This is a genomic window from Vibrio sp. 10N.261.55.F4, from assembly GCF_041470465.1.
GTDB classification, from domain to species: Bacteria; Pseudomonadota; Gammaproteobacteria; order Enterobacterales; family Vibrionaceae; genus Vibrio; species Vibrio crassostreae_C.
The window spans coordinates 509822-529613 of the sequence record NZ_JBFRMM010000002.1; the positions used below are offsets into that span (position 1 = coordinate 509822).

Annotated in this window: 16 protein-coding genes and 1 pseudogene; 8 read left to right on the top strand and 9 right to left on the bottom strand. The window is 45.5% G+C overall.

Translation table 11 applies throughout. The features are described 5' to 3' along the window. Position 1: 1 nt before the first annotated feature. The 3 genes from cyoA to AB4249_RS03060 form a co-directional block, all read right to left on the bottom strand. The gene (cyoA, locus tag AB4249_RS03050; RefSeq protein ID WP_372102299.1) at positions 2 to 898 is read right to left on the bottom strand and encodes a ubiquinol oxidase subunit II; all 897 of its coding nucleotides are present in this window, start codon (positions 896 to 898) and stop codon (positions 2 to 4) included. A 707-nt stretch (positions 899 to 1605) separates the two neighbouring features. Continuing rightward, positions 1606 to 4704, bottom strand: a complete 3099-nt coding sequence (locus AB4249_RS03055; RefSeq protein WP_372102300.1) for an efflux RND transporter permease subunit — start codon at positions 4702 to 4704, stop codon at positions 1606 to 1608. 8 nt (positions 4705 to 4712) lie between these two features. Beyond that, on the bottom strand, positions 4713 to 5834 hold the full coding sequence (locus AB4249_RS03060) for an efflux RND transporter periplasmic adaptor subunit (RefSeq protein ID WP_372102301.1): 1122 nt from the start codon (positions 5832 to 5834) through the stop codon (positions 4713 to 4715). Positions 5835 to 6070: 236 nt separating this feature from the next. Here AB4249_RS03060 and AB4249_RS03065 point away from each other — a divergent pair, with 236 nt between their 5' ends. Next, the gene (locus AB4249_RS03065; protein WP_372102302.1) at positions 6071 to 6685 is read left to right on the top strand and encodes a TetR/AcrR family transcriptional regulator; all 615 of its coding nucleotides are present in this window, start codon (positions 6071 to 6073) and stop codon (positions 6683 to 6685) included. A gap of 18 nt (positions 6686 to 6703) precedes the next feature. Here AB4249_RS03065 and AB4249_RS03070 read toward each other — a convergent pair whose 3' ends face one another. Then, on the bottom strand, positions 6704 to 7615 hold the full coding sequence (locus tag AB4249_RS03070) for a LysR family transcriptional regulator (protein ID WP_372102303.1): 912 nt from the start codon (positions 7613 to 7615) through the stop codon (positions 6704 to 6706). Positions 7616 to 7771: 156 nt separating this feature from the next. Between AB4249_RS03070 and AB4249_RS03075 the strand changes: the two genes are divergently transcribed. Beyond that, positions 7772 to 8077, top strand: coding sequence for a monooxygenase (locus AB4249_RS03075; RefSeq protein ID WP_102429136.1), 306 nt, complete (start codon positions 7772 to 7774; stop codon positions 8075 to 8077). A gap of 76 nt (positions 8078 to 8153) precedes the next feature. Further along, a complete protein-coding gene (locus tag AB4249_RS03080) occupies positions 8154 to 8528 on the top strand; it encodes a hypothetical protein (protein WP_229648059.1) in 375 nt (124 codons plus the stop codon). A gap of 84 nt (positions 8529 to 8612) precedes the next feature. Here AB4249_RS03080 and AB4249_RS03085 read toward each other — a convergent pair whose 3' ends face one another. Beyond that, positions 8613 to 9140 carry a cytochrome b gene (locus tag AB4249_RS03085; protein ID WP_372102304.1) on the bottom strand — a complete coding sequence of 176 codons (528 nt, stop codon included), beginning with the start codon at positions 9138 to 9140 and terminating at the stop codon, positions 8613 to 8615. A gap of 108 nt (positions 9141 to 9248) precedes the next feature. Next, complete coding sequence (locus AB4249_RS03090) at positions 9249 to 9767, bottom strand: lipocalin family protein (protein ID WP_372102305.1); 519 nt, start codon at positions 9765 to 9767, stop codon at positions 9249 to 9251. 320 nt (positions 9768 to 10087) lie between these two features. On the opposite strand from AB4249_RS03090, the pseudogene AB4249_RS03095 reads away from it, so the two are divergent. Beyond that, positions 10088 to 11838, top strand: a pseudogene (locus AB4249_RS03095) (amidohydrolase). A gap of 100 nt (positions 11839 to 11938) precedes the next feature. On the opposite strand, the gene AB4249_RS03100 reads toward AB4249_RS03095, so the two are convergent. After that, positions 11939 to 12415, bottom strand: coding sequence for a hypothetical protein (locus AB4249_RS03100; protein ID WP_065584369.1), 477 nt, complete (start codon positions 12413 to 12415; stop codon positions 11939 to 11941). Positions 12416 to 12702: 287 nt separating this feature from the next. Continuing rightward, positions 12703 to 14046, bottom strand: coding sequence for a CAP domain-containing protein (locus AB4249_RS03105; RefSeq protein ID WP_229648056.1), 1344 nt, complete (start codon positions 14044 to 14046; stop codon positions 12703 to 12705). 405 nt (positions 14047 to 14451) lie between these two features. On the opposite strand from AB4249_RS03105, the gene AB4249_RS03110 reads away from it, so the two are divergent. From AB4249_RS03110 to AB4249_RS03120, 3 genes are all read left to right on the top strand, one after another. Next, on the top strand, positions 14452 to 15714 hold the full coding sequence (locus tag AB4249_RS03110; protein WP_372102306.1) for an amidohydrolase family protein: 1263 nt from the start codon (positions 14452 to 14454) through the stop codon (positions 15712 to 15714). A gap of 164 nt (positions 15715 to 15878) precedes the next feature. Further along, positions 15879 to 16274: a pentapeptide repeat-containing protein gene (locus AB4249_RS03115; protein WP_372102307.1), complete on the top strand. Its 396-nt coding sequence runs from the start codon at positions 15879 to 15881 to the stop codon at positions 16272 to 16274. 242 nt (positions 16275 to 16516) lie between these two features. Next, positions 16517 to 17410: a DMT family transporter gene (locus AB4249_RS03120; RefSeq protein WP_102332974.1), complete on the top strand. Its 894-nt coding sequence runs from the start codon at positions 16517 to 16519 to the stop codon at positions 17408 to 17410. A 112-nt stretch (positions 17411 to 17522) separates the two neighbouring features. On the opposite strand, the gene AB4249_RS03125 is transcribed toward AB4249_RS03120, so the two are convergent. Beyond that, positions 17523 to 18407: an SMP-30/gluconolactonase/LRE family protein gene (locus AB4249_RS03125; protein ID WP_065584373.1), complete on the bottom strand. Its 885-nt coding sequence runs from the start codon at positions 18405 to 18407 to the stop codon at positions 17523 to 17525. 99 nt (positions 18408 to 18506) lie between these two features. Between AB4249_RS03125 and AB4249_RS03130 the strand changes: the two genes are divergently transcribed. Further along, the gene (locus tag AB4249_RS03130; protein WP_136982261.1) at positions 18507 to 19403 is read left to right on the top strand and encodes a LysR family transcriptional regulator; all 897 of its coding nucleotides are present in this window, start codon (positions 18507 to 18509) and stop codon (positions 19401 to 19403) included. Positions 19404 to 19792 lie beyond the last annotated feature (389 nt).

Here is a 19792-nt window from a genome sequence, read left to right on the forward strand (position 1 = left end):
ATTATCCTTGGGTTTCCGGCAAACAGTTCATTGAACCAGGGTGCTGGGTCACGACATCGGTGAATAAAAATGGTGGGATACTGGAGAACAGAGTGACGGGTTCAGCCACACTTGGCGCAGCCAATGAACGGAACTGCTCCCAATCTTCAATGCGATCAGGGCTTGCTTTCACTTTTTCCACCCAGTTTAGAAATGCCACTTGATCAGGCATGGCTGATGCAGTGAATTTCATCTGTGAGAACCCTTTGCCACTGTAGTTCGATGCAAAGCCTTTGAAGTCACCTTCGTGGTTTGCAATCAAATTCAACTTGGTCACCATTCCCGGCATCGCGTAGATCTGCGAACCAAGACGCGGGATAAAGAATGCGTTCATGATGTTGTCTGAAGTCAGCTTAAACGTCACCGGAACATCTTTCGGGAACGCAACATAGTTAACCGTCGCAATGTTTTGCTCCGGATAGATGAACAGCCACTTCCAGTCCAGAGAGACCACTTCGATCACCATAGGTTGCACATCACTTTCCAGAGGCTTTGATGGCTCTAATTCGTGTGTTGTTCGCCAAGTGATGGTGGCTAGAATCGCGATGATGATGATTGGAATCGTCCATACCACCACTTCAATCTTGGTTGAGTGTGCCCAGTCAGGTGCATACTCTTCCGTGGTATTGCTCTCGCGGTATCGGTAAGCAAAGTAGATGGTCATCAGAATCACTGGGATGACGACAATCAACATCAGCAACAGAGCCGTGATAATCAGCTCTTTTTCCTGAACGCCAACGCTACCTTTTGGGTCGAGCAATGCGGAGTTACATCCTTCGAGCATCAGAATGGTTCCCAGCAAACCAATCTTCGACAAACTTGTCCTCGATAAAATGCGTTTATATCTTGAAGCTTCCATTAACTTTCTCGATGGTTATCCAGCCTCAGAACGAATGCCTAAGTACTGGTTGTCATGATCATTAGAATATTTATGTGTTGAGCATGTGAAACGCCGCATCTCAAAAAGCAATGCAATAAGGTTCGTTACTGCTGGGTTAAAACCACACAGAAAACATGACTTAATTGTTACACTTTGAAATACATTGTTACATTTGGCGCATTATGAAGAGTTGAAATTGAAAGCTCACCAAACAAACTTGGAAACTAACCTTCCATTTATGAAGACGAAAACTAAGAAGCAGTAAGCGATTAAGACACACATCAATAGCGTGCTACACAGATGGAGCCAGTACTGACAAGGGATTTAGAAAAAGTAGATAAACACTCGATCGTCACCACAGCTCGGGGCAAGTTCAAGGTACATTAGAAAGAGCGAATGAATAGAAGTGTGACGCCCGTCAAAATTGTGAATTCACATACCATTTACAAGGTATTCACTGGTTAGATTATTCAAAACACCCACTCATTCACCAACAAGATAATCAAGCATTCATCGATGCACTAATGTGACGAATTGAGAGTGTAATAGCGGTGAAAAGCACAACAAAAAGGTAGGAATTGGGATGAATTTATCGAGAATAACCACACCATAATCGAGCCAGATACGGCTCGATTATGGGCAATTAAAGAGTAGCCAAATTGAAGAGACGTTAAATTGAAAAACAGTTATGCCGCTTGAGTAGTCATGGATTTTCTCTGATTTCGAGTCATCAAATGATAAACCACAGGTACAAAGTAGAACGAGATAAGCGTGGTTAATACCGTTCCGCCAACAATCGCGACCGCGAACGGAGGCCAGAAACCACCGCCAGCGATGATCAATGGCATAAAGCCGCCAACAGTCGTTATCGTGGTTGAGCTGATATGGCGAGTACACGACATCACAGCTTCAACGACTGCATCTACATTCCCGGAGGAAGCCTCTTTATCGAGTTTCAATTCGGTCAAAATCACAATGGCCGCGTTAATCGCTAAGCCCGCAATCCCAAGCATCGCGATAATCACCGTAAAGCCGAACGGATAACCGAAGATCCATACCGACAACAGCCCTAGTCCACCAGCCAACCCTGCTACCATGAAGATGATGCTGCTCATTCGGAACGAGTTGAATGACATCACCACCACCAGCACCATCAATACCACCACGACTGCGACATTCGAGATGAGGCTGTTGACTGAATTGTCTCGCTCCGCTGATTCGCCACCAAAACCAATGGTGTAACCCGATGGCATCTCATAGCTTGCTAAGCGTTTTTGGAATTCATTAAGTACGGTTTGAGGTAAGACACCCGCTTCAATGTAACCCTCGATGGTATTCACACGCTGCCCGTTACGACGAGTAATCGCACCGCGACTGGTCGTCAATTCCAGTTCTGCCAGCGTCGAAACATTGATCCCTGTTGAGTAGACATCAGAACTGATTGGCAGACGAATATTGCTTAAGTGAACCAAGTTTTCACGCGCCTCATCTGCCACACGAACACGGATTGGTACCGACTCACTGCCTTCAATCACAGAGCCACTTTCACGACCTGTCAGAGTAGTTTGCAGCATACCTGCGAACTGGTTCAATGAAATACCATTCAGCTTTGCGGTGTCTTCATCAACCTTCAACCACACCTTCGGAGTACCTGGTTGCAGGGTTTCCCTTGTGTGCGTCACATGAGGAACACCCGCCAAAATCAATCGCACATCCTCACCAATCGCTTTCAACGTATCGAGGTTTTCACCATAGACACGCAGTTCAACGGGCGCGGTAAATGGAGGCCCTTGGTTAAGCTTACGTACCAAGATTTGTGCTTCCGGCACCTCTTCATCCAACACCTTTTGCAACTGTGGAATTAGCGCATTGGCTTGGTCAAAGTTCTCTGTTTTCACCATCGCTTGCGAGAAGTATGGCGCATTATTTTGCCTTGCTTGCAGGTTGTAATAGAAGGATGGGAAGTTAGCGCCCACGAGCCAATCAATGCGCTCCACTTCAAGGTAACGATGAATGATATCGTCTATTTTCTCAGAGGTATTCTTCGTCGCATAAATGCTTGCTTGCGGCGGCATGTACACCTGAATCTCAAACATATCTCGGTCTGATGGCGGGAAGAATTGCTCAGTCAGCTGAGACATACTCCAGTAACCAGTAAACGGAACCAACAACACCAAAGCAATCGTGATGATTGGATGCGTGACGCCAAAGCGAACAGAAGATGAGAACCAGCGCGTCAAAGCAGGAATTCTCAAACCCGTCATGTACCAATGGTGCTGCCCTTTCTTGTCGACATCACTGAGTTGTTTCGGCAGTAGCTTGGTCGCTAAACCTGCGATTAAGGTGTGCGAGATAATGTAAGAGCCGATCAATGAGAAAGAAACGGTAATCGCAATACCACCGACAAATTCACCCGATGCTCCCGGCATCAAGATAATCGGGGCAAACGCCAACACGGTAGTTAAGGTTGAGCCTAATAACGGCACCCATAAATGCTTCAATGCATTCATGGTCGCTTCAGCTCGCTGTTGTCCTTTCAAACGATAAGCTTGAATGGTATCGACCATCACCACCGCGTTATCAACCATGATCCCGAGCGCCACAATTAGGCCTGTCACCGACATTTGGTTAATCGGCACACCGGTCATTTTCATGATCGACAGGGTCAATAATGAGGTTAACGGCAGAGAAATGGCGACTAAGATCGCGGCACGCACGCCTAAAGTGACAAACAACACAATCAAAATCAGACCGAAACCGATCATCAAGCTTTTGCCTAAATCGTCTAAGCGAGTTTCGGTATAACCTTGCTGATTAAAGAGCACCGTCACCTTAACGTTACTTGGTAACTCTTGCTCAAATTTACCAATCAGAGCATTAGCTCGCGACGTCCAGTTGTCGACTCGCAGATCAGGATGCATTCTTGCCGCGACAATCACACCCGGCTCACCATCAATAATGGCAATCTGGTCTTGTGGGGTTTTCTCACCACGTTTCACAGAAGCAATGTCTTCCATACGGATGATGTGACCATTGCTATCAGTGGCTATTGGCACTTGCTTAATACGTTCAATAGAATCGAGTTCAGATTTAATTTCTAAGCCAAAGCGAGAATAAGCACTCACTAACTCGCCGGCGGAGTTCTTGGCGTCTGCCCCTTCGAGCGACTCAGCAATATTGGCACTTGAGCGCCCTAGAGCAGCGGCATCGGCCGTACGTAAACTGATTTGAATCTCTTCTTGCGGCATCCCGTATTCATCAACGAATTCAGTACCCGACAAAGTTCTTAGTCGCTTGGCGAGCTCTTTGGCATAACGGCCCAGCGTTAACCTATCAGGCTCGCCTGCACCAGACCAAGTTAGAGATGCGATGGTCGTGAAAGCATAAGTATGGTCGCTATCGAGATCAGGCGATTGAGCACCCGCAGGCAAAATGGATTCGATATCAGATAACTTGTCGCGAGCTTGGGACCAGACGGGTTCTGGCTCGGTGATGGTGTCATTAAGTTCTAGCGTGACAATCGATACGCTCGGCCTAGAGGTTGAACTCACCAATTTAACTTCACTCAGCTCACGCAGCTTGTTCTCGATTACCTCAGTAACCAAGGTTTCAACACGCTCGGCACTGGCGCCGGGGAAGCTGGTTGTGATGTTCGCGTAACGGTTGATGATTACTGGGTCTTCTGCACGTGGCAACGTCATGAACGCCGAAATACCACTCACCATCAGCAGCGCGGTCATCAAGATAAGCAGTCGAGTGTTGGAAATAGTCTCTATTATTTTCATACTATTACCTACTCAGCCGCACTGACTGGTTTCACGATTTGGCCCGGAACTAAGCGATGTAAACCACTGGCGATGACCTGTTCACCGTCTTCAATCGCCCCACTCACATACGCTTGTTGATTGTTGGCAAACAACACCTGAACACTTCTACGTTCAACCTTATTGTCTTCACCAATCACAAAGATGTTCCACACACCGCGCAATCCATCAATCAAACCCGTTAATGGCACCCAGTAACCTGAGTCATCAATCTGCTCATCAAATTTAAGGTAGGCAAGTTGCCCTTCCAATACCGATGATTGTTCAGGGAATAGGTAACGCAAACCGACACTGCGAGATTGGGTGTCGACCATTGCGCCGGGATTCAATAGCTCCACGGCATAATCTGTTCTCCCAACTCGGATGTTAGGCGAAGAAAGTGAGGTGACTTTTTGCATTTGGTGAGCAGGAATACCGATGAAGGCCTCTTTGCCCTCAGAAGCGAGCAGTGTAAGAGTTGGATTACCCACATTCACCACATCTCCGAGCGAAACAAAGCGCGTCGCGATGGTTCCAGAATAAGGCGCAAGCACTGTCGACTTCACCAATTTCAGTTCATTGCCTTTTACCGATGCATCGATGCGCAACAAGTTCGCCTGCAATACGCGTTGCTCACTGGTGAGAGAATCAATCTCCGCTTCGGCACTGAAGCCTTTCGCTTTCAATGAACGTTGACGTTTAAGGTTCGCTGCCACCAAACTCAATTGAGCTTTGACTTCTTCAGCCTGCGCTTTCAGTTGGCTAGACTCGGTTTCCAAAAGTTGGGTATCCAATCGGATCAACGGCTGACCTGTTGTGACTGTGTCACCGACATCCACTAAAATCGCATTTACTTTTCCGGCCAACTCGAAACCTAAATTGGCCTGCTGACCCGCCTTAACCACACCGACATATTCACGCTGTACCGCATACGATGGAGAGCGTTCCAAAGCGACAGTTTCTACTGTTAAGACTGTCGACGCTGCACTACTCGATTCCACTGCAGCATTATCTGCATCGGATGCTGTCTCGGCTTGTGTATTTTCACCACACCCGACAAGAAGAGTCGACAACGCCACTGCTACTGCGCTTCCCTTCATCAATTTATACATACTTCCTGTTCCTATGCGGTACTCAATTATGTTCTTTTTTTAGACTAACCAAACCAAACTAGACTGTCTAGTTTGATTATGTTAAAAATAAGTTTCATAGTTAGTGTTTGATAAAACCATCACAAAAAGCATAATGCTTAGCGCCAAATGAGACACCTATAGCGGAGTATCAATAGGCACTAAGCAAAGAGACAAGCTAGGTAACGACCCAACACCAAGTAACGAGAAGCAAGCACGTGACAAAAATCATCAAGAGTGAACAGAAGAGATCGCAGATCTTAACCGCAGCCAGCCAACTTTTCTCTGAACATGGCTTCAAGATCAATATGGATCAAATAGCCAAAGCAGCGAACGTTTCCAAGCAAACGGTCTACTCTCACTTTAAAAACAAAGACGAACTTTTCGAAACCTGCATGCAAACCAAGTGTGCGGAGCGAGAACTCAGTCCTGCTGCCTTTGATATGGATGCTGCGGTGGGTGATGAGTTGGTGAAATTTGGTGTGAAGTTTCAAGATTTGTTACTTGATGAGCAGTCCAGACAGACCTTTCAAAATGCTGTGAGCCAATCCAACACGCACCCAGAGATCGCCTCTATCTATTTAGAAACTGGGCCTCAGAAAACCACCAAATTACTTGCTGATTATTTGCAGTCGAAAATAGACTCTGGTGATCTCACACTGTCGACATCAAGCTCACCAGTCATTGCAGCACGCCAACTGTTGCTGATGTTTCACGGCAAATCGGCGTATTGGTCATTCTTCGGTCACGAAAGCGGAGAATCCGAAGAAGAAAGGCTTCACTACACTCGCGAATGTGTCGCGCTATTCTTGAACGGCAACCAGCCTCGTTAATCTTAGAATATTTAACCGTTAGCTCGCATTTGAAGCTGACTCAAGAAGTAACTCATAGAAACGTTTAGCAGCAGGGCCTGTCTTGGCTCCTTTTGGTAAAGTCAGGTGCAGCGGAACGTGATACCCACTGCCATTTTCGACATTCAACACCATTAGCTTGTCGCTACCTCGACTTTCCACAATGTGCTTTGGTAGTCGACAATACCCGACTCCCTGCTCTACCGCGCCAAACGCATGGTCGAAATTATCCACCGTAATACGCTGACTCGACTTCAACCAGCCTACATCCTTTTTGTTCCCTTGCTTTTTACTGCCTTGAATAGCTTGAGCACCTAAATCTCGCACCACAATTTGTGGCAAAGACGACAGTTGATTCAACGACACTGAAACGGCACTTGCTAACGGGTGTGAGCTAGCAACGACAGGCTCCATCATCGTAAAACCAAAGGTTTCGGCTGAGTAATTAGTAATAGGCAAGTTGATGATAGCCACATCAGCCAGTTCTTGAGTCACCATTTCCGTTGTTTTAGACAATGACGTTTCCATCACTTGAATCGATGTGGTGCTGTTCTCCGTCAAAAATGTAGCCATCGGTTGATAAAGGCGTTCAAGGCAGCACAAGTGATCAACAGCAACCACAATTTCAGACTCAACACCTTTCGCTAGCTGTTCACTGATCAACTCTAGCTCGCGAGCTTGTTCCAACATACTGCTTGCACGGCGCAACAGTGATTTCCCATCCTCCGACAATACCGCCCTACGACCTTCAACCTGCACTAAAGTCACGCCTAATTGGTCCTCCAATTTTCTCAGCGCATAAATCAGCGTGGTGTGGCTCTTGTTCAATTGCACTGCCGCCGCCTGAATGCTGCCTGCGCGGTCAATCTCGTAAAGGGTTTGCCATTGGTCGAGGGTGGTTTTCAATCTCATCGGTCTAAAATCCTGATAGTTAATAACTATATTATGAACTTTTCTGTCTGTTTTTTACAGGTAATATCTATTCCAACAGGCAATCAAGCCCCCTACGTTTTGCGAAATGACCATGAGTCTCAGCGCAATACCAAGTAACTGTTTGGAGAAATAACCATGAAATTATTACAAGTCGATTTTGAATTTTCAGGCCCATTTGGTGAAGAGATGTCGAGCGCGCTAGTTGACCTAGCAAAATCTATTAACAACGAACCGGGTATGATCTGGAAAATCTGGACAGAAAACGAAGCTGAAAAACTGGGCGGTGGTGTCTATCTTTTTGAAGACCAACTCAGTGCAGAGACGTACCTAGCGATGCATAGCGCTCGCCTTAAACAGATGGGTGTCGACGAAGTACGTGGTGTAATTTTCGACGTGAACCAGCCTTTAACTACCATTAACAAAGGCCCAATCAACGACTAGTTAATTCGCTGAATGAAAACAAAGCGATTGGAATGAATAAAGAATTAGCGAAAGGCACGAGATAGAGAGATAACAAATGAACAATAAAACGTTTTTAAGCCTACACGGCATCATTTACGCAGGGTTTGCTTTGGCGTTGTTTTTCCTACCAACGGTCATGTGGCCTATGTACGGCGTAGAAATTAATGATAAGTACGCTTATTTTCTCTCTCAGCACACCAGTATCTTCCTTGGTGGTATTGCCGCGATAAGTTGGTTATTGCGAGACATTGAGCCCGGAGTCAGTGCCAAAAAGCTCATCCAAGGTTTGGTTGTGACCAATATGCTGGGTGCCATCATCACACTGTATGCAGCGTTTACAGGAATCTTTGTTGGCTTTGGCTGGAGTGATCCTGCGTTCTTCCTGTTTCTATCAATACTGAGCGTGTTGCAGGTTCGCAAGCAAGCTTAACCAATGAGTTCAGATAGCACAAACAAAAAAACACTCGGTATATGCCGAGTGTTTTCGTATTAAATCGTTAACTTTAACGTCAGGCTATGAGCGACCAAGCATACGACTTAGCGTGCCATCTTTATCGACAAACTGATGCTTCAATGCGCCTAATACATGCAGAGCAAGTGCCACCATAATCAGGTTCACTGAATTGACATGAACAAAAGAAGCCGCAGACTGTAACCATTCGGTTTTTTCACCAGCAGCGATAAGCTCGAAACCGAACACGTCTAATGCACGCCCACCAGCAACACTCATCACAGCACCAGAAATTGGCATCGCCAACGTCACCAACAATAAGAAGTGGTGAACACTTTTCGCTGCGATTTCTTGTGCTCTCGTCAATACGGCAACACTCTCAATTGCGCCCTCTTTAAAACGCAATACCAAGCGTGAAAGTGCGACAACTAAAACAATCAAACCCAACGATTTGTGTAGCCCCATCAACTCACCTTTTTCGGGGCCTCGCGTCATGCCTTCAAATTGAAGTCCAATCACAAACACGACAAGGAACAAAATACCGGTAAGCCAATGGAAAACAACAGTCTTTTTCGATAACGAATTACTCATAATGACCACTTTATGTCTCTAAACTTGATGCTATTTTCGCCTAATATCATTACGTTTTATAGGGTAAATACGTAAAGTTAGGTAAAGACAAATAGAAGCCAGAAATCGTTATTTTGTGTGCTCTACAAAAATCAACTTGTCAGTGTTGAAGCCACGCTCTTTAGACATGCTTTTGAACTTCTCCATCACCTCTGGCGCAACTTCTGGTGTTCTTGAAAGCAGCCATAAGTAATCGGTGTCAGGGCCAGAAACAAACGCGTACTGGTATCCCTCTTTGTCCAATTCAAACACCACATAAGCGCCGTAGAAAGGGCCAAAGAAAGACACTTTCAAATAGCCTTGTTCAGAGCCCTCAACGAAGTACGCTTTTCCTTCCGCTTCGTTCCACTCACCTTCTTCCGCCGAATAACCACGGTTAATCACCTTCACGCCGCCATCATCACGAAAGCTGTATTCAGCGCTGATGTTGTCTAAGCCACGCTCAAACGAGTGATCCAAACGAGCCACTTCGTACCATTTCCCTAGGTATCGTTCCAACTCAAACTGTTGAACAGGCTTTACCGTTTCGGGCATGCCAACACAACCACCCAATAAGATCACGCTAAGCAGCAATAATATTTTTTTCATCCTAACCTCGACTTGTTTTTATTAGTAATGCGAGTAAGTCTCTTGAAAACATAAACTTACATCCTTGGTAATACGTTAAATCCATTTTTATAGCTCACTTAACTGTAATTTATTCAGAACCTTATGTGAATTGTTTAGTCTGCGAATGGATTCGCAATCCTTTATTGACGAGCTGTATTCCCACAACCACCTCAAAAGGCACTGGAATTACATTCAAACAAGAGAGCAACCAAGGACACTTTATTATTAAAAATTCACGATATGATTCTGGCCACTCGCTTTCTATACTTACTAAACAGTGGAACATGGAAGACATAATAATGAATAACAAGCTCACTCTGTCACGCACTGCATGGATAGCATTACTCGCAAGCTTATCGGCCGTAGCGCCGGTGCTTGCACAAGCCAACACTATTGTTCAAACACAAACAGCAGTTCAAGCGCAAACAACTGTTAAAAGCCAAAGTGCTGACCAAATTTTTACCAATGCAGATATATATATGGGCATCGCGAGTCAGACTCGATCGTTACCCACAAAGGCAAGATCATCTTTATCGGTAACCAATCACAGGCGCAAACTTTTCAAGGGCAAAGCACTGATGTCATTGATCTAGACAATGCCTTTGTCTTGCCGGGGTTCATTGACAACCATAACCATGTGTTTGAAGCCGCCTCAGAGCTGGGTGGCAATTGTGAACTCGACTCTGAAGCAACGTTAGAAGAGCAAATTCCCTACTTAGAAGCGTGTAAGATCAATGCTGATACCGATGGCAGAGGTTGGCTAATGGGTTATGGTTTTTCTTTAGAAGCGACGCTCGATAGCGACTCTGACTACACGCCACTAGAGATCATCGACAGTATCTTCCCGGATCGCCCTGTGGTGATCATGGAGCAGACATCACACTCAATGTGGGTCAACTCCAAAGCACTAAAAATCGCCCGAATCAGCCAACAATCTCCGGATCCACAAGGTGGCGCTTATTTAAAAGATCCTAATAGCGGCAAGCTCAATGGCATCTTGCTAGACAATGCTGGCGATCAAGTGATGGAGATCGCTTGGAACAGCCAAAGCGAACTGTTTGAGCAAAGCTACCAAGGGTTAATGTTCGGACTTGAGGAAGCGGCAGCCCACGGCATCACCACCATTGGTGACGGTCGCATGTATTGGAAACGAGGTTGGTATGACGTTTGGCTAGAGGCCGAGCAAAATCAAGACTTAACGGCGCGTGTCTCGCTACGCCCTTGGGTGTACCCATCAATGGCAATGCCTTCTCAATTAGAAGTCTTTGAAAAGATGTATTCCGACGATAAAAGCCGTCTGTTACTTGTCGATCAGGTGAAAATGTACAGCGATGGCATCTTTATCAATGGCACCGCCAAAACACTCGCGCCCTACTTAGATACTTATCTTCCCCAGTCTCCTAATGGCTTGAACTATATTCCGCCGGAACAAATGAAAGAGTGGCTAACTGCGCTCGAAAAAATAGGGTTTAGCGCCCACATTCATGCCATTGGTGATGGAGCGGTTCGTGAATCTCTTGATGCAATAGAAAGTATTCGCAAACAAGGCTCAACCAAACCCTACACCCTAACCCATGTCGAATTAATCAATGATGAAGATGTGCCACGCTTTCGCCAATTAGACGTAACCGCAGATTTCCAAGTCGGCTCTGATTACGTTGCAAGGCATCAACACCAATGGGCCGAAGCTTTTCTTGGTGCTCGCCGTGCCAAAGCCATGATGAACCTCGACGCGATACTCAAGACCGACGCGAATATCACCTTAAGCAGTGATTGGAATGTACACGACATCAACCCTTTGGTCGGCATCGCGAACAGCTTAATCATGGGCAAAACCGGCCTAACCGATATTTATACCGCGATTGATGCTTACACACTCAATGCCGCCAAAAGTCTTGGAATTGAAGACGTAACAGGTTCTATTGAGGTGGGGAAATCCGCTGACTTCGCCATTCTCGAACGCGACATCACCACAGTGTCAGCAAGACAAATCGCTAAGACTCAGGTGTTGATGACGGTGTTACGCGGGGATGTGGTTTACGAAAAATAGAGCCAATTAGCGTATCGAATTGGTTATCGCAACTCAAACGAAAACGAGCCAGCTTATTCAGCTGGCTCGTCTGTTATTCACATAGGTATTTTATGTTGTGTTACGCGTTGGTCTCTTTAAGCGCTTTCACATTTGAATCTTGTTTGTCATCCAGAGCAAAGTAGATCTTCGATACAATCACTTCAGCAACCAGAATCGTAAATACCACCGCGAAGAACGCGACAACACCGCCCCAAGGGCCTGTAAAACTCACCTTATCTCCGAACAGAAGGTTAATCGCTTCTAGCATCACGAATTTTGAGCCCACCAAGATGATATAAGTGGTGATTGCTCGGTAAACCTTAGGCGCGGTGCCCGGCTTGCTTTTGAAGTGCTCGGCAATCTTGTGCTCTAAACCAATAGAGAGCTTCAACAACAACGCCGCAATCAAAGAGATAGTGAAAGACTCAATGTTGACGAAGTCCCAGTACTCATCGAAGAAGTTAAGTACGACCAAGTCCACCAGCACGGCTAACGTGTAACCTACGAATAGACGTTGTGGTGTGTTGAACCCGTAAACTTTGTCTGATTTAATCATTCTGTCTCTCTCTAATTTGATAAGTAGCCTTGATTTGAAATACATCTTAGCGTTCGAATCGAAGCAAAACTTACCATTTCATGACACTACTCAAAATCATTCACAACACAAATGAATCGTCATAGTGTCTTCGCCCCTCCACCTTCAATAATCCTGATCGCCCACGTATCACTGTAAAGTAAAATGGCACTCTCGAGTGATCTGCTACTACCAAGTAACCTGCCACTACCAACTAAAGAAAGAATAGCGACGCTAAATGGATGACATTTATTTAAGCAATGAGTGTGTTAATTGAAATCTTGCGTCCAATAAGACATCTTCGATGCATCTGACTTACTGGCTTTGTATCCAATCCCCATCTTTGTGTGTCGGCTATTCATCACGTTTTGGCAGTGACCTTCGTGACCAGCCCAACTATTAAGACCGGCATTGTTAATTTGCCCATCACTTCGTGGACTGGTGTAACCGAAAATAGGAATCACAACCGAATTGGATGAGAGGACAAACGCATTCTGACCAGAACTGTTCACAACAAAGTGACCTTGAGCATCTCTTCGGTACTGCTCATCTGAGTTCAACTGGGCATTACTCGCCGTATTATTGTCCCAAGCGATAGGAGCTGCTGGTGGGTAGTTACCACTCGAAAACGATGAACCAAAGGCATCACAATAACGTTGTGTCGACCTCGCACAATTTGTCGAGATAACAGATTGGTACTTGATACTGTTCTGACTTAGATCTTCTGGAATATTCACAATTCGGCACCATTTTTCATCGGCAACGCCTTGACCGGGCATCCCCCAAATCGCACCATTCAATAATTGATTTGTATCTAGTGAAGCGAAATCGATGAGAGTGTCGCTATTAAGCTGACCTAGATCCAAATCGATCTTTCCAGATGAAGTGTTCAACTCAAAGATCGAGGCCCCAACCTCCTTAGCTGCTGCGTTAATTTTGTCGCGCTGTAATAATTCCCACGAATCACCAAACCGCTCTTTTGACTGCTCTCCATAAGCTTGAGCGATAAAATCGTAAGTAGGTAAATTAGACTCTGTGCCGCTCCCATCTTTGGAAACTACGCTGCCAACGGTTTTAAATTCCAACGAACTGTCGAACACCGCATCGTTAAACACATACGATCCCAAGAGCTCACTAGAACAAGAGTTACTTTGCATATCGTATCGATATTCAGAAATTGTACCGTCCACAAGTAACTGATGATCCTTCCTTTGCGCGCTTAATCCTGTGGTTTCGTAACAGTGCCAATCGTTAACAAAGTTGCTGCCATTATCGATAACGATTGTTGGTACAGCGATAGTCACATCAACCTCCTGAGTATCTCCACTCTTGAACGCAGGCAGCTCATTTTTGACGGTAATAGATGAGAAATTTCTGATTGGATCCGTTTCTTCGATAAAACCTTCGATCGCAAAAATCATATTGTTGCTAAGAGCTTTAATGTCAGGCTGCTGAGAGGTAGATGATGAGCCGGTATTACTTGGATTACTTGGATTACTTGGAACATTAGCGTTATTAGACGTTGTGCTGTCACCTCCTGATGAACTCTCTCCACCACAACCCGTAATAATCAGTGCTAGAAGGGCGACTGCCGAGATATTTTGTTTTTTCATGAGTTAATCCTTAAGCATATATTTTTCTTGATGTAAGGATGTTGCCTCATAGAACGAACTTAAATTTCAGACCAATGTCAGAGCCCCTAAATACTGACACCGATTTAACATTTTATAAGATATTGTCAATTTAACGTTCGACCTATAAGTGGATGAACTCATTCAGTATTTTCATTAAGCCTTCCGTTTTAGATCCAGTTACAGTTCGGTAAATTGACTCTCAACACAAGGTGACGACGATTTGAAATACACCTTAACGTTCGAGTAGGAAAAACTTAGAAATATTGAAAAGCACCAAAAGATAAGTCTCGTCATTGCTTGTCACCAAATGGCCATTCTTCAAATGCTGCGCCCCATATGATGACCCCATCAGCGACACACACTCATTTCCAAAAGGTGCAGACTATGAAAAAGCTAATCACTAACGCGAACGTATTTAACGGTGTTGATAACAACCTAATCGAGAACGTATCACTTCTTATTGAAGACAACTTGATTACTCAAATTGGCGAGGTTGATGCAACGTTAGCGGATGAAATCATTGATGCTCAAGGTGGCACAGTCATGCCAGGCCTGATTGATGCGCACGTTCATATCACGCTCTCTGCCTCTTTTAATGTCATTGATACGATGACTCGTGAAGAAGTGGCGATTCGCTCAGCAAAGATTTCAGAAGAGATGTTAATGCGCGGCTTTACTACCATTCGCGACGTGGCGGGCAATACGCTTGGCCTTAAAAACAGTATCGACAAGGGCTATGCGACTGGCCCACGCATTCTTCCTTCAATGGCGGCTATCTCACAAACCTGTGGTCACTCCGATTACCGTCAAAACCAAGCACAAGAGCGTTTAGCAAACGGCCATGAAGACTCACCAATGATGAAGCAAGGCTCAATGAAAGTGGCCGATGGGCGTTCAGAAGTATTGAAAGCGGTGCGTGAACAGCTATTCATGGGCGCATCACAAATCAAGATCATGGCTGGCGGTGGCGCATCTTCAACCTTCGACCCGCTAGACACATTGCAATTTACATCAGACGAGATGAAAGCCGCAGTTGAGGCCGCTTCAGATTACGGCACTTATGTCGCTGCGCACATCCACACCTCTGATGCGATGCGCCGAGCAGCTGAAGCGGGCGTGATGTCTTTCGAACACGCGACCATCATGGACGACGACATTGCCGAAATCATTAAAGAGAAAGGCATTTGGGTGATTCCTTCTTACTTTACCTCTTCATTGATTGCAGAGCGTAAGATCCCGCTGCCAAATGAAGAGACATACCGCAAGACAGAACGCGTAGGCAAAGCGATGTTCAAGTCAGCAGAACTGATTAAGAAATACGACATCCAGAACATCGCTTTTGGCACTGACTGTGTAGGTGAAACCAACGTTCACGCGACACAATTGAATGAACTTGGTGCGATTGAGCAAGTATTCAATACCATCACCGCGCTTCGCATGGCGACATCAAACTGTGGTCGCTTGTTCGAAATGTCGACCTACCAACACCCATACCAAGAAGGCAAGTTAGGTCAGATCGTTGAAGGCGCGTATGCCGACCTATTGATCATCGATGGCAACCCACTGGAAAGTGTTGCATGTGTGGCGAACACAGAGACACAAAAACTGATCATGAAAGACGGCAAGGTGTACAAAAACACGCTTTAACCTCGAAAAGCGCTCGTCCATTCACCATAAAAGCAACAAATCTAAAGCAAATAACCGAGATGACTAACTTGGTTGTTTGCTTTTCTTTGAATCGCCTAAAACTGATCTCGCTTTCGACCAACAAACTCTGACAACAACTCGATTCTATTTTAGATCAGCATAAATTGTGGTTGGAAAACCAAGGCGGCGAACGAGCACAATTAGGTAATACCGATCTAAGTAATCTAGCGCTTCAAGATGTTGACCTTCGTTGCGCCAACCTGATACGTACTGATTTTAGTGGCGCCGATTTATCGGGTGCGAACATGAATGAGGCTGACATCACCTATGCCAATTTCAGCCACACGAACCTCAACAATACGAGCTTCCGCGATGCTGACCTACGTAACGCCAACATGAGTTACGCCCAAATGCTCAACGTCGATTTACTGCGTGCCGACTTGTTTCGCACTGACTTCAGCAATGCTCAAGTTAATGACTCTGCTTTCAAACGAAAAGACACAGGCAATACCATTATTGAGCTGCGAGATCCTACCCGACAGTGTCTCTCTGCCAAGTAGGTTCAAGCAGCGATGATCTCCAGTGCGCTGATATTGTTGCATATTCATTCGATTATTCGATAAATACCGAATTGGACTGGGCACTCACCTACTGAGCTCAGGTCGTAATAGCAGATCTCGCCCCCATATCACTAAGCATCGAACGACATTGTTCTTACTTGGTTTTTGTTCTTACATATTTTCGATTCTCATGTATTATGTGCGCCCATAATTGTATGACAAATATGTAGTGCTGTTTCTGTATGACCAAAGCCACCAACCACGCGATTTTGCTCTTAGTATTCGCCAACCTGCTCGCCTCCTTTTCAGACGTTTCACTAAAAGTACTGAATGGCGAAGTGCCCACGTTCCAATATGTGTTTATCCGCCAGCTATTGAGCGTGATGTTGCTGCTTCCTTTTTGGCTAAAGCTACCCAGAGAGACGCGCATGCAAGGTGGCTGTCGCATCAACTTCTTACGGGCTCAATTCATCCTAGTAGGTAGTGGCTGCGCAATGATTGCCATCACACACCTCACCTTGGCGACCGCAAATGCGATGTTCTATGTTGGGCCCATTCTTATGCTCCCGCTTTCTATTGTTTTACTGAAAGAGAAGCCGACATCATCAAAAGTGGTCGCGACACTGATTGGCTTCGTGGGTGTGTTAATCGTGTTGCGTCCAGAGCAATTTCACTGGGCCGCTATTGCGGGCTTAGGCAGTGCGCTCGCGATGGGTGTCGGCAATATTTTGATTAAACGTCTTCACGCAGAACAACACATTATCTCGACACTATTTTGGACCAGTGTGATGACTCTACCGCTGGCGTTGGCTCTTGCTCTGCCTGCATGGGCGGCGATTGAATGGCGTCATGTTGGGTGGATTATGGCAATCAACCTATTCGTTCTGGGGTACCATGCCCTTGTGGTGGTCGCTTATAAAAAAGCGCCAGCAAACCAAATTGCTCTCGCAGAATATTCGGGGTTGGTGTTTGTGACCCTATTTGGCGTGATGTGGTTTGACGAGATTCCAGACATGTTGACCCTTGTCGGTATTAGCCTGATCGTCATTCCTATGATGCCAATAAAATGGAAGAAGTATTTCAGTAGGCCAAACCAGACGGCCCTTGATATAGAAGCTAATCAGCCTAAGCCTTAATCGTCGGCAGCATCATTACTGCGCATCGAGCTAACCCACTTTCGACCTATTCAAATGAGAAAAGGGACCGGTATTTCTACCCGTCCCTTTTTATTTTCGTTTGTGTAAGGTATTACTTAAGCTTGAACACCAACACTTTGTTGTATGCCGTTACCATCAGTAAATCTTGCTGTTTCCCGCCAATTTCTAGATTGCTGATATGGCCCGCATCGATAGCAATGAAGTCTATTTGCTTACCGTCTTTATCGAACACACCCACGCCACCATGCGCTGCAACAAAGAGGTTGTCATCGGCATCAACAGCAACGCCATCAACCATAGGTTCAGAGCCAGACTCCGCTTTCACTTGAGCAAATTGCGTCTTATTGCTGAGTGACTGTCCATCAACATCAAATCGGTATACCCAGCCATCAGATGTGTCGGCAACGTATAACGAAGATTCATCAGAAGAAAAAGCGATGCCGTTTGGTAACTTGAACTCTCCAGTGATCAACTTTAGATCACCATTTAGGTAACGATAAACGCCATTAACCGCTTGCTCTGGTTCTGCCTTTGCTGGGCCGTAACCTTGGATACCAAACGGAGGATCGGTAAACCACACGCTTCCATCGCTATTAACGGTTAAATCGTTCGGGCTATTAAGCAGCTTGCCGTTATACGTTGCAGCGACAATCACTTTCTCTCCGTTGCCCTGACGGTACGACAGCTTTCTATCATGGCGGGCAGCCCACAGGTTGCCTTTGGCATCAATATCGAGACCATTGGCATAGCCAGAATTGTCATCAAAAACGCTCAACTTGCCGTTAAGGTCGTAAGAATAGGTTGTGTTATTTGGAATATCGCTAAACAAGAAACGTTGATGTTCCACATCCCATGTAGGGCCTTCAACAAAGCCGAATGAGTCTCCAACCAATGTTGGGTTGCTTTCTACAACAGAGGCAGCTGAAACATTCATAGAGGCAGCCATTGCAGCGGTAATAAGTAGTAATTTGTTCATTGTTCTTCTCCTTTCTGTTTACGTTTTGAATCTTAGTTGCTTGATGGAGTGAGAAAAACAGTACAAAATGACTTCACTGTTTATTAAATGGTGTTAATGATGAATTTGATTTATATGCAGACCTTCTTGACTGTCGCCGAAGAGCAAAGCTTCACCAAGGCCGCTGAAGTATTGGATGTGTCAAAAGGTTTGGTGTCTCGGCATGTACAACGACTCGAAGAAACATTGAATTCTAAGCTGTTTCACAGAACGACTCGTTCTATCAGCCTCACGGAAGTGGGTGAAGAGTTGTATTCGAAAGCGAAGCAAATTCAACTATTAGCAATCGAAGCGGAAATGCGTGTCTTAGACATGACGCAGGAAGTGGCAGGCGATTTGAAAATTACCGCCCCGATAGAGTTTGGGCGTGCGCTTTGTCGTCATATCATCCCTACTTTCAAGCAAGAGTATCCAAAAGTGGATTTGATTCTCGACTTTGGGCCGATGAAAAAGAAGATAGAGTCTGGCGACTTTGACATTGCTTTCCGAGCCTACGATGAACTGCCTAATGATGTGATTGCCAACGATCTCGGGCACATCCGCAATGTTCTCGTTTGCAGTGCGGATTACGCATCAACTTACCCAATCGCCACCACCAAAGACATCCACAAATGTAGCTTCATTCTTAACAGTCAAAATGAACGTTGGAATCAGTTGGAGTTGGTCAATGGCGAGCAAACCTACCATGTTGAAGTAACCGGAAGCGTTAGCTCGAATACCTACAGTTCAATTTTGGAGTTAGCGATGCAAGGGATAGGTGTCGCCAGCTTGCCGTTCTATCAAGTTGAAGAGCAGCTCAAACAAGGTGAGCTTATTCACGTATTCCCAGAATGGTCGATAAAAGCCCAAAAGCTAAGCCTTATCTATGCTCAAAGAAGAGTAACACCGCAGAAGTTAGTCACTTTTAACCGAGCGGTAAAAGAGTGGCTGGAATCGAATAACGCTTATACGTTGTGAGTTTTAGAACGCTAAACCTTTCAATTGGAACGTATGTGCGTTCCATTCATATCAGGCTCAATCGCAGTGCTTTCAATAGCTGATAGGCTGCCGTGTATTCGTCGATTTTGAAACACCCTCCCCCTCTAACTCCCCCTCAAGTTGAGTTCATCCCCCTCTCTAGATTGACGACCGAGGGGGAGAATCTTCTTTGGCGCTGAATGTGAAAATGCGCATGTCGCCATCGGCATTCAGTTCCTCCCCTTTCCACGAAATCATAATGGGTCGAAAATACGGATTAAGGGGAGATTAGGAGGGAATTTGAGGTTGGTGTGATTACCGAGGGAGGTTGGGCTAACACGGATTTGCCCCATTGTTGGTTAGAGTTCGAGATAGTAAATATCGTGTTT

Coding starts and splice junctions, on each gene's coding strand:
- AB4249_RS03130 (WP_136982261.1), top strand. CDS start 18,507: ATGAATTTGATTTATATGCAGACCTTCTTGACTGTCGCCGAAGAGCAA.
- AB4249_RS03125 (WP_065584373.1), bottom strand. CDS start 18,407: ATGAACAAATTACTACTTATTACCGCTGCAATGGCTGCCTCTATGAAT.
- AB4249_RS03090 (WP_372102305.1), bottom strand. CDS start 9,767: ATGAAAAAAATATTATTGCTGCTTAGCGTGATCTTATTGGGTGGTTGT.
- AB4249_RS03105 (WP_229648056.1), bottom strand. CDS start 14,046: ATGAAAAAACAAAATATCTCGGCAGTCGCCCTTCTAGCACTGATTATT.
- AB4249_RS03075 (WP_102429136.1), top strand. CDS start 7,772: ATGAAATTATTACAAGTCGATTTTGAATTTTCAGGCCCATTTGGTGAA.
- AB4249_RS03080 (WP_229648059.1), top strand. CDS start 8,154: ATGAACAATAAAACGTTTTTAAGCCTACACGGCATCATTTACGCAGGG.
- AB4249_RS03060 (WP_372102301.1), bottom strand. CDS start 5,834: ATGTATAAATTGATGAAGGGAAGCGCAGTAGCAGTGGCGTTGTCGACT.
- AB4249_RS03120 (WP_102332974.1), top strand. CDS start 16,517: ATGACCAAAGCCACCAACCACGCGATTTTGCTCTTAGTATTCGCCAAC.
- AB4249_RS03110 (WP_372102306.1), top strand. CDS start 14,452: ATGAAAAAGCTAATCACTAACGCGAACGTATTTAACGGTGTTGATAAC.
- AB4249_RS03085 (WP_372102304.1), bottom strand. CDS start 9,140: ATGAGTAATTCGTTATCGAAAAAGACTGTTGTTTTCCATTGGCTTACC.
- cyoA (WP_372102299.1), bottom strand. CDS start 898: ATGGAAGCTTCAAGATATAAACGCATTTTATCGAGGACAAGTTTGTCG.
- AB4249_RS03070 (WP_372102303.1), bottom strand. CDS start 7,615: ATGAGATTGAAAACCACCCTCGACCAATGGCAAACCCTTTACGAGATT.
- AB4249_RS03100 (WP_065584369.1), bottom strand. CDS start 12,415: ATGATTAAATCAGACAAAGTTTACGGGTTCAACACACCACAACGTCTA.
- AB4249_RS03055 (WP_372102300.1), bottom strand. CDS start 4,704: ATGAAAATAATAGAGACTATTTCCAACACTCGACTGCTTATCTTGATG.